This window comes from Roseibium sp. AS2, assembly GCF_038900065.1.
Classification (GTDB): domain Bacteria; phylum Pseudomonadota; class Alphaproteobacteria; order Rhizobiales; family Stappiaceae; genus Roseibium.
The window spans coordinates 221,844-236,200 of record NZ_JBBMQN010000001.1; the positions used below are offsets into that span (position 1 = coordinate 221,844).

The 14,357-nt window shown below is 59.9% G+C and carries 13 protein-coding genes and 1 pseudogene; 12 read left to right on the forward strand and 2 right to left on the reverse strand.

Annotation, left to right across the window (positions count from 1 at the left end; genetic code table 11):
• The first annotated feature begins 123 nt into the window (after positions 1 to 123).
• From WNZ15_RS00990 to WNZ15_RS01010, 5 genes and pseudogenes are all read left to right on the forward strand, one after another.
• Positions 124 to 702, forward strand: a complete 579-nt coding sequence (locus tag WNZ15_RS00990; protein WP_342891064.1) for a hypothetical protein — start codon at positions 124 to 126, stop codon at positions 700 to 702.
• A 268-nt stretch (positions 703 to 970) separates the two neighbouring features.
• Complete coding sequence (gene groES / locus WNZ15_RS00995) at positions 971 to 1,258, forward strand: co-chaperone GroES (protein ID WP_342891065.1); 288 nt, start codon at positions 971 to 973, stop codon at positions 1,256 to 1,258.
• A 57-nt stretch (positions 1,259 to 1,315) separates the two neighbouring features.
• Positions 1,316 to 2,959, forward strand: a complete 1,644-nt coding sequence (gene groL / locus WNZ15_RS01000) for a chaperonin GroEL (RefSeq protein WP_342891066.1) — start codon at positions 1,316 to 1,318, stop codon at positions 2,957 to 2,959.
• A gap of 550 nt (positions 2,960 to 3,509) precedes the next feature.
• A pseudogene (locus WNZ15_RS01005) lies at positions 3,510 to 3,704 on the forward strand (integrase core domain-containing protein); the annotation flags it as partial.
• A 210-nt stretch (positions 3,705 to 3,914) separates the two neighbouring features.
• The gene (locus WNZ15_RS01010) at positions 3,915 to 5,612 is read left to right on the forward strand and encodes a cache domain-containing protein (protein ID WP_342891067.1); all 1,698 of its coding nucleotides are present in this window, start codon (positions 3,915 to 3,917) and stop codon (positions 5,610 to 5,612) included.
• A 32-nt stretch (positions 5,613 to 5,644) separates the two neighbouring features.
• On the opposite strand, the gene WNZ15_RS01015 is transcribed toward WNZ15_RS01010, so the two are convergent.
• Positions 5,645 to 6,097 carry a hypothetical protein gene (locus WNZ15_RS01015; protein ID WP_342891068.1) on the reverse strand — a complete coding sequence of 151 codons (453 nt, stop codon included), beginning with the start codon at positions 6,095 to 6,097 and terminating at the stop codon, positions 5,645 to 5,647.
• A gap of 175 nt (positions 6,098 to 6,272) precedes the next feature.
• A complete protein-coding gene (locus tag WNZ15_RS01020) occupies positions 6,273 to 6,494 on the reverse strand; it encodes a hypothetical protein (RefSeq protein ID WP_342891069.1) in 222 nt (73 codons plus the stop codon).
• Positions 6,495 to 7,048: 554 nt separating this feature from the next.
• On the opposite strand from WNZ15_RS01020, the gene WNZ15_RS01025 reads away from it, so the two are divergent.
• From WNZ15_RS01025 to nirK, 7 genes are all read left to right on the forward strand, one after another.
• Positions 7,049 to 8,125: a fatty acid desaturase gene (locus tag WNZ15_RS01025; RefSeq protein WP_342891070.1), complete on the forward strand. Its 1,077-nt coding sequence runs from the start codon at positions 7,049 to 7,051 to the stop codon at positions 8,123 to 8,125.
• A gap of 34 nt (positions 8,126 to 8,159) precedes the next feature.
• Positions 8,160 to 9,335, forward strand: a complete 1,176-nt coding sequence (locus WNZ15_RS01030; protein WP_342891071.1) for an aminotransferase class I/II-fold pyridoxal phosphate-dependent enzyme — start codon at positions 8,160 to 8,162, stop codon at positions 9,333 to 9,335.
• A 27-nt stretch (positions 9,336 to 9,362) separates the two neighbouring features.
• On the forward strand, positions 9,363 to 10,409 hold the full coding sequence (locus tag WNZ15_RS01035; protein ID WP_342891072.1) for a bifunctional UDP-4-keto-pentose/UDP-xylose synthase: 1,047 nt from the start codon (positions 9,363 to 9,365) through the stop codon (positions 10,407 to 10,409).
• Complete coding sequence (locus WNZ15_RS01040; protein WP_342891073.1) at positions 10,378 to 11,214, forward strand: hypothetical protein; 837 nt, start codon at positions 10,378 to 10,380, stop codon at positions 11,212 to 11,214. The genes WNZ15_RS01035 and WNZ15_RS01040 overlap by 32 nt, the downstream gene beginning before the upstream one ends.
• A gap of 12 nt (positions 11,215 to 11,226) precedes the next feature.
• Positions 11,227 to 11,994 carry a phosphatidylcholine synthase gene (locus tag WNZ15_RS01045; RefSeq protein ID WP_342891074.1) on the forward strand — a complete coding sequence of 256 codons (768 nt, stop codon included), beginning with the start codon at positions 11,227 to 11,229 and terminating at the stop codon, positions 11,992 to 11,994.
• 13 nt (positions 11,995 to 12,007) lie between these two features.
• Entirely contained in the window at positions 12,008 to 13,009 is a 1,002-nt protein-coding gene (locus WNZ15_RS01050) for a Gfo/Idh/MocA family oxidoreductase (RefSeq protein WP_342891075.1), read from the forward strand.
• Between the two features lie 159 nt (positions 13,010 to 13,168).
• Entirely contained in the window at positions 13,169 to 14,317 is a 1,149-nt protein-coding gene (gene nirK / locus WNZ15_RS01055; protein WP_342891076.1) for a copper-containing nitrite reductase, read from the forward strand.
• Positions 14,318 to 14,357 lie beyond the last annotated feature (40 nt).

Sequence of the window (14,357 nt, forward strand, 5' to 3'; positions counted from 1 at the left end):
CGGCTTTGCTTGAACGGGTGTTTACCGCATCGCACGCATTGTCTTGTGTAATCGGTCAAGTCGGTCTATATCGGCAAAATCGCTAAGAACGACAAGATTTAACGGCGTGCGGGGAATATGAGAATGGTGGCTGGAAGTCGTGCTCCTGGGCGGATCGTATCCGCCGGTCTGATCGCCGTCGGTTTGCTTGCGGGATTGACCGGCGCGCAAGCCCAGTCCGAAGCCGCCAGCCCGCCCGCCGCTTTCCAGAATGCGCTCGACGCCTTCGATCAGGCCTGGACCGCATCGGGCCTTGCCTTCACCCGCGTCACCTTCACCAACGGTCCTTCGACAGGCTACGGGCAATACACCCCGCGCGGCGAAGCGGTGTTCACGGGCGAGGACCCCCTGTCCGTCTATGCCGAACCCGTCGGATACGGGTTCCGGGAGACCGGTACCGGATATGCCTATGAACTGACGGCAAGTTTCCGTCTGCTGACCCCTGCCGACCAGGTTCTGGCCGAACAGGACAATTTCGCGACCTTTTCCGGCAGCGGCCGCACCAGGCAGCGGGAGCTGTCCGCGGCGCTCTCCTTCGAATTCAGCGGACTGCCGGCGGGCGCCTACCGGATCGAAACCCGGTTCAAGGACGAGATCGGCGGCACCCAGTCCGCCTTCACCCTGCCCTTTACAGTGACCGGCGCTGCAACCGACGCCAACTGAAGACCGGTTGCGGGCCCCGGCAAGGCTGCGGGGCCGCGGTTTCGGCTGGCTCAATCGCCGACACAGGCGGTTCGGGCGAACGATTTATCTTCACAAAGCATTGACAAGAGCGACGCGGCTTCATAAATCCATGGCGCCGTTAGCACTCGCTGTTAAGGAGTGCTAACGCGCGACGGGAGGCTCGATCCTTCCGTGCATGTCAACCCAATGATCATGTCTCGCGCGCTGCCTTATGCGTGGGGGCGCGCTCATGAGAGGAAACAGTGTTATGGCATTCCGTCCACTGCACGACCGTGTTGTCGTTCGCCGCGTAGACTCTGAAGAAAAGACCGCTGGCGGCATCATCATTCCGGACTCCGCCAAGGAGAAGCCGCAGGAAGGCGAAATCATCGCTGTCGGCAACGGCGCCCGCAAGGACAATGGCGAGATCGTTACGCTCGACGTCAAGGCCGGCGACCGCGTTCTGTTCGGCAAATGGTCCGGCACCGAAGTCAAGATCGATGGTGAAGACCTCCTGATCATGAAGGAATCCGACATCATGGGCGTGATCGCTTAAGTTCCAGCGAACCGCTCCTGATCTCAATCAAATTCCACAAACAAGTGAGACGATCCCATGTCTGCTAAAGAAGTAAAATTCGGTTCCGACGCCCGCGAGCGCATGCTCCGCGGCGTGGACACGCTCGCCAACGCCGTCAAGGTGACCCTCGGCCCGAAAGGCCGTAACGTCGTTCTCGACAAGTCCTTCGGCGCACCGCGCATCACCAAGGACGGTGTTTCCGTTGCCAAGGAAATCGAACTTGAAGACAAGTTCGAGAACATGGGCGCCCAGATGGTGCGCGAAGTGGCCTCCAAGACCAACGACATCGCTGGCGACGGAACCACCACCGCGACCGTTCTGGCTCAGTCCATCGTCAAGGAAGGCGCCAAGGCTGTTGCCGCCGGCATGAACCCGATGGACCTGAAGCGCGGCGTCGACATGGCCGCAGCCGAAGCCGTCAAGGCCCTGGAAGCCGCTTCCAAGCCGATCACCACCTCCGCTGAAGTTGCCCAGGTCGGCACCATTTCCGCGAACGGTGACGAGCAGGTCGGCCAGGACATTGCCGAAGCCATGCAGAAAGTCGGCAACGAAGGCGTGATCACGGTCGAGGAAGCCAAGTCTCTCGAGACCGAGCTTGAAGTCGTTGAAGGCATGCAGTTCGACCGCGGCTACCTGTCTCCTTACTTCGTCACCAATGCCGACAAGATGCTGGCCGACCTGGAAAAGCCTTACATCCTGCTGCACGAGAAGAAACTCTCCAACCTGCAGGCCATGCTGCCGATCCTGGAAGCTGTCGTTCAGTCTTCCCGTCCGCTGCTGATCATTGCAGAAGACGTCGAAGGCGAAGCTCTTGCGACCCTCGTCGTCAACAAGCTGCGCGGTGGCCTGAAAATCGCTGCTGTCAAGGCTCCGGGCTTCGGCGACCGCCGCAAGGCCATGCTGGAAGACCTCGCCATCCTGACGGGCGGCACGGTGATTTCCGAAGACCTCGGCATCAAGCTCGAGAATGTCACCCTCGACATGCTCGGCACCGCCGAGAAGGTCGCCATCACCAAGGAAACCACCACCATCGTCGATGGTGCCGGTTCCAAGGATGATATCAACGGCCGCGTCGGTCAGATCAAGGCCCAGATCGAGGAAACCACTTCCGATTACGACCGTGAGAAGCTGCAGGAACGCCTTGCCAAGCTCGCTGGCGGCGTTGCGGTCATCCGCGTCGGCGGTGCGACCGAAATCGAAGTGAAGGAAAAGAAAGACCGCGTCGACGACGCTCTCAACGCAACCCGCGCTGCCGTCGAAGAAGGCATCGTCCCGGGTGGCGGCGTGGCTCTGCTGCGTGCGAAGATCGCGGTTGAGAAACTGACCTCGGCCAATTCCGACATCGCAGCCGGCATCAAGATCGTTCTGCGCGCTCTGGAGTCCCCGATCCGTCAGATCGTTGAAAACGCTGGCGTCGAAGGCTCCATCGTTGTCGGCAAGATCCAGGAAAACAACGACCCGACCTTCGGCTTCAACGCCCAGACGGAAGAGTTCGTCAACATGATCGAAGCCGGTATCATCGACCCGACCAAGGTTGTCCGGACTGCTCTGCAGGACGCGGCTTCCGTTGCCGGTCTCCTGATCACCACCGAAGCCATGGTTGCCGAACTTCCGAAGAAGGACGCAGCTCCGGCAATGCCGGGCGGCGACATGGGCGGCATGGGCGGCATGGGCTTCTAAGAAGCCCATAAAGCCGACCATCACCTTACATGCTGAACCCGCTACGGCGGGTTCAGTGGCGGCATGGGCTTCTAAGAAGCCTTACGCTCAGCGAGAATACGAAAGGGCGGCCGATAGGCTGCCCTTTTTGCATGCGGCGCCGACCATCATTTTCGAGGTGCGCCGCTTTGCGGCACGGGGAAGCGGCATGGGCTTCTAAGAAGCCTAACGCTCAGCGAGAATACGAGAGGGCGGTCCATCGGGCCGCCCTTTCTTGTCTTGGGGTGTTGAGAGGAAGGACGCGGTCGGCCCAGGGCCGGCATGGGGCACCTTCCAAATGAATGACAGCTTCGCGCTCCCCCATCGGACGTTCGCCGGTTCTCGATTGGGTCCTGAAAGCTGGCGTTCATTTAGGGCGCAGCGAATTCACACTTTCCGCCCATCCGGTGAATTCGCTGCGGCCAAAACGAATGGCAGCAGTGCGGATGGGGTGAATGGCTCCTGATCGGCCCCACCAGGTTGGTCCATTTTGATTGTTAGTGCATGCTTGGCGTTTGGTCCATCGGAACGATGGCGCACGCTCAAATACGAGTGCGTTTATCTGCATGCCTGGGAAACCGGCTCGCAAACCAGGGCTGGCGTTCGGAAATGGATGGACTTTTACAACCGGAAACGCACGCACTCAGCCCTTGGCGGCAAACCGCCTGCCTTGGTCTATGGCAACGTATTGAACTACACCAACCCGATCAGCAGGTGCAGAGAGTAGCTTAACTTACATCGGAAGCTGTCCAACAGATGGGGAGTAGCTCAGAGCACTGATTCCAAAAACATATTCGTACAATTGTCGATGGTAAGTGTGGAGCATTCGCGACTTCAAACAGTTTTTCATACCAAAACCCAACAACAATACGAACCTTCAGCCTTGGTTAAGTTGTTTCTCGCAAAAGATAGATAAAGTTTGGTTTTGGAGGCGGGTATGAATTTAAACAACTATAGCATTGGTGCAAAAATTTGGATTCCGATGGTTTTGGCCGGGGTGCTTGCGATCGTGCTGGCTGGCTACCAGGTACTTTCGCTTCGCTCAACGCTATTTGCGGAGCGGGCCGCCAAAGCCGAAACCGTTGTCGAATTCTCGGCATCAATTGCAAATTACTTTCACGAGCTGGAAAAGAGTGGCGAGCTCACAAAAGAACAAGCCATGACGCAAGCCGGGAACGTCATCCGAGCAGCTACCTATGACGGTAAAAACTACGCGTTCGTTATTGATTTCAAAGGCAAGCGAGTTGTCAGCAATAATGCCAAGCTTGAAGGTACGAACGGCTGGGATGCCAAAGACAAGAACGGCAAGCATCATATTCGCGAAATGGTTCAGGTCGCCAAGGATGGCGGCGGTTTACTCTACTATAGTTGGGCGCGAAAAGGTGAGGAAACTCCTATCCCGAAAGCGACATGGGCGGCTCCGTTCAAACCATGGGGCTGGATTTTTGCCACAGGGAACTATATCGACGATATTGAAGCCACCTTCATGTCAAAAGCGGTCACTCTGGCCATCGTTGTTCTTGCCGGGGCGCTACTTGCCGGAACAATTGCGTTCGCTGTAATCCGCAATATGACCAGGCCGTTGTCAGCGTTGACCAGCAATATGATAAAACTAGCATCCGGTGATGCAGACATTTCTATTGTAGGAACAGGGCGTCGCGACGAAATCGGAGCCATGGCAGAAGCTATGGAGACTTTTGTCGAAAATGAAAATGCGAGGCGTACGCTTGAGTCAGAACAAGCCAACCGTCAGACGGAAGATCTGGAACGGTCCGAAAACATCCAAAACCTATCTTCCGATTTTGAAGGGAAGGTTCGTGGGCTGCTTGATACGATCACCGGATCTGTCGATGGATTGAAAAACGCATCTGAAAACCTGAATGCCGGAGCTCAACAGACGACCCTCCGAAGTGAGGCTGTTGCTGGCGCAGCTTCCAGCGCCTCCAATAATACCGAAACTGTTGCTGCTGCTGCTGAAGAGCTGGCTGCATCGGTTTCTGAAATTGGTCGGCAAGTCGGATCTTCCAGCGAGATCGCTTCGAATGCTTCGGCCCAGGCGTCTCAGACGAATGAGCGAATTCAAGGTTTGTCAGAAGCTGCCGGACGCATTGGTGAGGTCGTATCCCTCATTCAGGCAATTGCAGAACAAACCAATCTTCTGGCACTCAACGCAACCATCGAGGCTGCGCGGGCAGGAGAGGCAGGTAGAGGGTTTGCTGTTGTTGCTTCGGAAGTGAAGGAGTTGGCTACTCAGACCTCCAAGGCGACCGAGGAAATTTCCGCTCAGATTTCCTCTATCCAAGGTGAAACCAGCCTCGCTGTTGAAGCTATTGCGGAAATTACAGAAACGGTAGCACAAATCAACGATATCACTGTCAGCATCTCTTCAGCCGTCGATCAGCAAGGAGATGCAACGACAGAGATTGCAAGCAACATTCAACGGGCGGCGTCTGGAACACAGGAAGTGTCGGAGAACATTTCTGGCGTTTCCGAAGCTGCAACCGTCACCCAGGAAGCCGCTGATACGGTATTTGCAGCGTCGCAAAGTCTCGAACAGGAAGCGCAACAGCTTCGCGACCAAGTTGGATCCTTCCTTGATGACATTAAATCAAATGCCCAAATAAAGGCGGCTTGAATTGAAAAATCGCCAGTCGCCTGATCTGGCATTCACATGTATGTCTCTAACATGGACGTCAGGGCGGTTGAGATTAGGAATGATGCCATAACCCATTGCAAATCGCCGGTGGAAATTGGAGCGCCTGCTTGAACCAAGCAGGCGCTTGGTTTTTGATAGAGACGTGGACAAATAGCAGGACAGTCCGGGGTTGTGCTTTTCAGCATTTGTTGATCTCCGGGTAAGCTCAGCGCAACTGCACGCCAACTCAACGAGCGACCGAGAAAGACTTTGCAATACCAAACACCAGCAGAAAAATTTGACGCCTGTGTTGCGTCGATCCGTTGAAACCACAGCCCATCCAAGACCTTCAGTGCAGTGCGATGAACTCTGATTTCGGGCTCGAAGCAGACTTTTGCTGCAAAGTGCCCTATGTCCGCTTCGGGCCGGAAAAGACTATTCGCACGCGGCACACAAATGTCCGCTTTACGAGCAGTTGTGTTCAAATCCGCTATTCCCCTTCCAGCCCCCTTTTGGTCAGTCGTTCCGAATGCACCGCAAGTTTCCTTCCCGCCCAAGCCACTCGCCCCCTCCCCCCTCTCTCCCTGAACAAGAAAAAATCCGGGCGATCCTTTCGGAGCGTCCGGATTTCAAGGTGGCGTTCAGATGGGAGGAGGCCGGTCAGCCGGCTTGTCTGAACTGGTCGGGTGCCTTGCAGTAGACTTTCACAATGTCGCCGTCCTTCACGATGCCGGAAGTGGCGGCGAATTGCTGTCCGTGGATCATGCAATAGGACAGGTGGTGCATACCCGGCGCAACCATCCAGTTGAGCGCGCTGTCCCTGTTGCAGTCCTGGACCGGTGTGGATGCAAGGCACACGGCCACATAGGCGGTGTACAGCATATGTAGTGGTCCTGTTCAACGTGGCCCCGCATGGGAGGTGTGCGGTGCAACACAAAATCGATTGTAAGAAAAAAATCCGCCAGGTCGATACTCACGAGAATAAAACTTCTTGAAATCGTCGAAATTCCAGATCATTCGTGAATCATTTGCTTTTTCGACACAGTTTCTTTGTCAATTCTGTCAAATGAACTCTTTTGTTTTTCCATCTTCGGTTGTGCACTCTGTCCATGAGTCCGGGCCCATCCCGGCCGCAGCCGGTGTCTCGGAGCGGGAAAAACCCGCATTCACGGCTGGGCTTTTGGCCTGACCGCGAGACATGAGAACCGCGATGCCGAGCCCGACCCGGATCCCGGCCCAAAACTGACGGAGCCGGACATTGAATGCCTGCCATGGGTTGAGAGTTGAATTGCGGTGTATTTTTGTTAGTGTGCAACCTTAGGGTTTCTCGTTCAGGGGGGTGAACGTGATCGCAGCGACCGGACGCGCCTGCTCTCACAACCTCTCCCCGGAAATGTGATCCGACACACTGTCGTGAAATCACCAGCAGGAGCGACATGGTTGACCAGACGTTCAAACACTCTGAAAAACGGTGGGCCTCACCGTCATCAACCATTGCCCCGAAGGCCTGCCGTGGCGCTGCCGCGCCTCCAGACAGCCGCGCCGCGATGACCGCCGTGCCGAACACCCAGGCCGACTTCTTCCGGATCGACTGTCCGGACCCGCACAAGCAGAGACGCACACAGATCCTGACCGCGCATCCGGAAATCCGGCACCTGTTCGGTCCCGAGCCCAGATCCGCGTTGCTGGTGGCCGGCCTTGTGCTGCTGCATTTTTCAATGGCCTTCCTGCTGCGGGACGCGCCGGTCTGGCTGCTTGCGGGCGCCGCCTACTGTGTCGGCGCCTATGTTTCAGCGTCACTTTACGCGCTCATTCACGATGCCGCCCACGGCCTGATCTTCCGGAGGCGGAACGCCAACAGGATCGTCGCCATCCTGGCCAACACGCCGCTCGTGATCGTCAGCGCGGAATCGTTCCGGCGCTATCATTACTGGCACCACGCCAATATGGGCGATTACCGGCAGGATGTCGGCATACCGACCCGATGGGAGGCCAGTTGGGTGGGCAACAGCACCTGGCGCAAGGCCGTCTGGCTGACATTCTTTGTCGTCTTCCAGGCGTTCCGGACCGCGAAGTTTTCCGGCAGCAGCCCCTTTTTCACCAAATGGATGACGATCAACGTCGTTGTCCAGCTTGCCGTCGACGTTGTGATCGTCTGGTTGCTCGGCCCCGGTCCGCTGCTCTACCTGTTCCTGTCTTTTTTCTTCGCCTTCAGCCTGCACCCGCTTGGTGCGCGCGTGCTGCAGGAGCACCTGATGGTCGAGGACGGCCAGGAGACAAACAACTTCACCGGACCGTCCAACATCCTCGAATGCAATTTCGGCTGTCACAACGAGCATCACGACTTTCCGGGGATCCCCTGGAGCCGGCTGCCCAGCGTCAGCCGGATTGCGCCGGAGTTTTATGAACCGCTGCATGCCTTCACCTCGCGCTGGAAGCTGATCCGGGCGTTCATTTTCGACCCCCAATGGGATCTGTTCCACCATGCTGTCCGCAACGCGCCGGAACAGTGAGGCCCTCTTTTCCCGATCAAGGAGCCCCACCGCGGTGATCGAGCAGGTTCGCGCAACATTCTTGCCCTTTTCCCAGCCCGTCCTCGGGGACGAGGAAATCGAGGAACTGGTCGCATGTGTGCGCTCCGGCTGGATCACGACCGGGCCCCGCACGGCACAATTCGAAGCGCTGTTCCGGGAGCGTCTGGGGGTGGCGCATGCTATCGCGGTGACTTCGGCGTCTGCGGGGTGGCATATTGCGGCCCATGCGCTCGGCATCGGTCCGGGCGACGAGGTGATCGTTCCCGCCATCACCTGGGCGTCCTCCGCCAACATGGTCGAACTGCTGGGGGCCCGCGCCGTCTTCGCGGACGTTCTTCCCGAGACGCTGCAGGTCAACCCCGAAGACGTGGCCCGCCGGATCACGTCCCGCACCCGCGCGGTCATCCCGGTGCATTTTGCCGGTGCGCCCTGCGACCTGACGGCCTTGCGCCAGCTTGTCGAGGGCACCGGCGTGACACTGGTGGAAGACGCGGCGCACGCCCTCGGCACCTGGTATCAGGACCGGGAGATCGGCTCCGACGGGCACATGGCCATTTTCAGCTTTCACCCGATCAAGAACATCACCACCGGCGAAGGCGGCATGGTGGTCCTGAACGACGACACCCTGGCCGAGCGGCTGCGCCTGCTGCGCTTTCACGGCGTCACCAAGGACGCCTGGTCGCGCTACAACCGCAAGGGCGCGCCCGAATATGAAATCATCGAACCGGGCTACAAGTACAACATGCCCGACATGCAGGCCGCCCTCGGTCTCCGGCAATTGCCCAAGCTCGACGGCTTCAACAGCCGGCGCGCACAGCTTGCCGCGCGCTACACGGCCTTGCTGGAGGCCCTGCCGGAAATAGCCCCGCTCGCCCCCGTCCCCTATGCCCATCACCATGCCTGGCATTTGTACATCGTGCGCATCGAACAGGGCGCGTTGCGCATCGGCCGCAATGAAGTGCTCGACGAGCTGGCGCGCGCCAATATCGGCGCCGGCCTGCATTTTCCGCCACTCCATACCCAGCCCTATTACCGCAACAAATATCATCTGCGCCCGGAAGACTGTCCGTGTGCCGCCGATGCCGGATCCCGGATCCTGTCGCTGCCGCTGTATCCCTCGATGACGGATGCGGATCAGGACGATGTCATCACCGCGCTCGAACGTGTCGTTCAGCGTTACCGAGCGTAGGCTATTCATTCGTTACAGGTCACAAGAATGCATATTCATATTTTAGGCGTAAACGGGTTTATCGGGCATGCACTGGCCCGCCGCATTCTGGAAGAGACGGAATGGACGTTGTCCGGCATCGACCTGACGAGCGACCGGCTGACGCCGCTTCTGGGCCATCCGCGCTTCGAATTCCGTCAGGGCGACATTCACCGGGAGCGTCCCTGGATCGATCAGCAGATCGCCCGGTCCGACATCGTCTTCCCGCTGGTCGCCATCGCGCAGCCGCGCCGCTACGTTCTCGAGCCGATACGGGTGTTCGAACTGGTGTTCGAGGAGAACCTGCGCATTGTCCGCATGTGCCTGCATCACGACACGCGGGTGATCTTCCCGTCGACCTCGGAGGTCTACGGCATGTGTGCCGACGAGACCTTCAACGAGGAGACCAGCCCGATGGTCTTCGGTCCGACCTCCAAGGAGCGCTGGATCTATGCCAGTGCCAAGCAGATGCTCGACCGCATCATCTGGGCCTACCGGACTGAAGGTCTGCGCTTCACCATTTTCCGCCCGTTCAACTGGATCGGCCCCAACCAGGACGACACCCGGAACGATGAACCCGGCAGCTCGCGTGTCGTCACCCAGTTCCTCGGTCACCTGCTTCGGCGCGAGCCGGTCCCGCTGGTGGAAGGCGGGCAGCAAAGCCGGTCGTTCACCTATATCAGCGACGGCATCGATGCCCTGATGCGGATCGCGGAAAATCCCGACGGTGCCGCCGACAACCGGATCTTCAACATCGGCAACCCGGACAATGTCTGCACGATCGCAGAACTGGCCGATCATATGGGCCGGATCGTCTCGGGCTACCCGGGCTATGAGGACCTCATGACCGGTCTTGCGCTGCAGCCGGTCAGCGCCGGGGTCTTTTACGGCCCGGGCTATCAGGATGTGTCCCGCAGGAGACCGGACATCGCCGCCCTCACGGCGGCACTGGGATGGCGGCCCAGGGTGGGGATCCAGGAGGCGCTGGAGTGTACCATCGGCCATTACATGAAGGACCGCGCCCTTGCCCGCACCGAATACACCGCCGGCCCCTGACCCGATGGTCACCGTCATCAGCTGGTGCACCGGAGATTACAAGTATCTGGCTGACGGCCTCAGCCAGGACTGCCGCCGGTTGGGATACCCGTTTCGCCTCTACGAGATCGACCGGACCTATCCCGACCTTGTCCAGGCCTGGTGCAATCATCCGCGCATCATCAGACAGGGTGTCCTGGACCACGGGACGGTCCTGTTTCTGGATGTCGAGTGCCGGATCGTCCGTCCCCTGCCCGCATCCTGGCAGCCGCCGCTGGTCTCCGTGCGCCAGCCGGCCCAACCGTTCTGGATCACCTACAACACCGGCACCGTCATGGCCGATACTTCGTGCCTTGCCTGGCTGGATGCCTGGATCCGCGTCATCGACCAGTGGCAGATGGAGACGCTTCCCGGCACGGCCTATATCCGCTGGCCCAACGATATCTGTGACGAACTGGCGTTCCATGCGGCGGTCGCCGCGCTCGACGTGAAGCTCAACAAGGTGGCGCTGGAATATGAAGACCGCACCCGCCCGGCCGGGATCGTGCGCGGACTTTGGAAGAACGACCACACCATCGTCCAGCACCCGACCCTGCACCACTGGGTCAAGGAAGCCGATCCGGAGGAATGCAAGAAGCTGTTCGTCCAGAATTACGCAGGCTGTCCGGAAGACGCGGAAGCCCTCTTTTCAACGGACCAGGGCATCGTCCGAACCGACGGGTGGCAGTTCGACACCTCGGCGCGCACTTACGCGCCGGACCTGTTCGAACAGCATCCACGGCCCTGGCTCGACAAGGCCGTCGCCCTGACCTCCGCGCAACGATAGAGCCGACCGACCATGGAAACCCGCGTCCCGTCACATCCCGCCCCTGCCGCCGCCGCCGCTCCGATGCAGCGCGTGCTTGCCTGGTCGGTTCACGCGTTCACGGCCTCGGGAGCCGTCCTGGGTCTGCTGGCCGTGCAGGCGATCCACGCGGGCCGGTTCCGCGAGGCGCTGGTGTGGCTGTTCGCGGCCTATCTGATCGACGCCGTCGACGGCTCTCTGGCACGGGCGGCCCGCGTCAAGGAGGTGCTTCCCTCGATCGACGGGCGCATGCTGGATTACGTGATCGACTTTCTCAACATCGTTTTCATTCCGGCGTATTTCCTGCTTGCCTCCAGCCTGCTGCCCGAGCCCCTGCGCCTGCCGGCCGCCGGTGCCGTTTTGCTGGTATCATGCTACCATTATGCCAATCTCGAGGCGATGACGGACGACTTCTACTTTCGCGGTTTCCCGGCCATGTGGAGCATCGTGGTGTTCTACCTGTTTTTCCTGAACCTGCCGCACTGGGGCAATGGCCTTGTCGTCGCGGGGTTCTGCATTCTCCATTTCGTGCCGGTCAAGTTCATCTATCCGACACGCACTGTCCGGCTTCGCCGGCTGAACCTGGCGCTGGTGGCGCTGTGGGCCGGGTGCAATCTGTTCCTGCTGTATGCGTTTCCCGAACCGGTCTACCCTGTGCTGGCGCTTTCGTCGGGCGTGATGGTCTATATGGCCGGCTTCAGCTTGCTCGCCACCGTCCAGGCATCGAAAACCGAGGGACGGACGGCGTCCCTTCAACCTTGAAAGGCGCGCGGCCATGAAACGGCTCGCCGTAGTCGGCGCCGGCCGGATGGCGCATATCCGGACCCAGGCCTTTCTGGAGACGCGGCGGGTGATGCTGTGCGGTGTCGCGGCCCGGCGTCTGTCGAGCGCGCGAGCCTTCGCGCACCAGTATGGCTGCGATACCTGTTTTGACGAATTTCGCCGGTTGAGTTCCTGCGCGCCGGATGTGGTGCTCGTGGAAACCCCCCATCTGGTTCAGGAGGATGTGGTCTGCTGGGCGCTGGAAACGGGCGCGCATGTGCTGATCGGCGGAAGTCCCGCGAATTCGGCCGGGGAAGCGCGCAGGATCGCGGAACGGGCCGCCGCGCAAGGCTCGATCGTGGAGGCAGGCTATGAAGCCCGCTACAAGGCCGTCTGGGAAAGCGCCCGCCACCGATTGCATTCAGGCGAGATCGGCACACTCATCGCAGTGCGGGCCGTGGCCCTGTTCGCGGCCGATCCCGCCAGCTGGTATTACGATCAGACCGACAGTGGCGGCATGCCCCTGACGCACATGACCTACGCCTTCCTCAACCCGCTGCGCGGACTGCTGGGCCATCCGCTCCATGTGTCGGCTTTCGCCAACCGCAAGAAACACACCGGGCCCGGACTGGTTCGCGAAGAGACCTGCGTTGCCGGGCTGCTGTTCCCGGACGAGGTCTTGTGCACCCTCACGGCCGGTTACGTGCGCTCCGGTCCCGCGGACGAGGATGCCGCATGGCAGGTCATCTTTCTGGGAACCGAGGGGGAGTTGCATGTGTTTCCGTCCGACGAAGGGCCGGGGTCGCTGCAGGTCCATTCGGGTGGCAAGGTCACGCAGGAGGTTTTCACCGGGGACAAGCCTTTTCTGGCCCAGGCGCAGTGCTTTCTCGACGCGATCGATGGCACCAGGTCATGCCGCAACGCTCCCGCCGAGTTTGTGGCCGATGTCATGATCGCGGAAGCCATCGCCGCCTCGGCGGCAAGCCACCGGACCATCGCGATCGGGCTCCCCTGAACGGATGCCCGTCTCCGGGACGCCGGTGCCCCCGCCGTGAGCTTCCGGAACAGGCCGGTGCGCAGGGTTTGCCTTCTCCAACCTTGTGCTGGAACAACGTCGCCATACCGGCATTTGCTAAATTCTTCGGGACAGTTCGACAACCCGAAGGAGAGACAGATGTTGACGCGCAGAGCCGCATTGATGGGGGCAGCCGGCGTTGCTGCCAGCCCTTTCATCGTGAAGACGGCACAGAGTGAGGAAATCATGGATACATCCATGGCTCCGCCCACCGACCTGTCCGGTCTCGAACGCATCAAGCACAAGCTGGTGGCGCCGCCTTTCGTGCATGACCATGACCAGATCGCGCCCGCCGAACCGCGGATCGTCGAATTCGAGATGAAGATCGTCGAGAAGGAAGTCCAGGTGGCCGACGATGCCTATCTCCAGGCAATGACCTTCAACGGGTCGGTGCCGGGGCCGCTGATGGTGGTCCACGAGGGCGATTATGTCGAGCTGACGCTGTTCAACGGTCCCGACAACACCATGCAGCACAATATCGACTTTCATGCGGCCACGGGCGCGCTTGGCGGCGGGTCCCTGACGCTGGTCAATCCGGGCGAAAAGACCAAGCTGCGGTTCAAGGCGACACGGGCCGGAACCTTCGTCTATCACTGCGCACCGGGCGGCCCGATGATCCCCTGGCACGTCGTATCCGGCATGTCCGGCGCCATCATGGTGCTGCCGCGCAAGGGGCTGAGCGATCACAACGGCGCGCCGGTCGCTTACGACCGCGTCTACTATATCGGCGAGAACGACTTCTACATTCCGAAGGACGATAACGGCGACTACATGCGTTTCGAGGATGCCGGTGACAGTTATGCCGATACGCTCGAAGTGATGAACGGACTGATCCCCAGTCATGTGGTGTTCAACGGCAAGGTCGGCGCGCTGACCGGCGAAGGCGCGCTGACGGCCAATCAGGGCGAACGGGTGTTGTTCGTCCACAGTCAGGCAAACCGCGATTCACGCCCGCACCTGATCGGCGGCCACGGCGATCTGGTCTGGGAACTCGGCAAATTCAACAATCCGCCTTCCCGTGACCTGGAAACCTGGTTCATCCGCGGCGGCTCCGCGGGGGCAGCGCTCTACGAGTTTCTGCAGCCGGGCGTCTACGCCTACGTGAACCACAATCTCATCGAGGCGGTCAATCTCGGCGCCACGGCGCATGTGCTGGTCGAGGGGGAATGGAACAACGACCTGATGGAACAACTCGTCGCTCCGACCGAATACGACGTCGCCTTCGAGGGCAAGACTGCGCTGCCTTAAGCACGGCAAGAAGTGCGAACTCGGCAATCGGGGGCGGCCG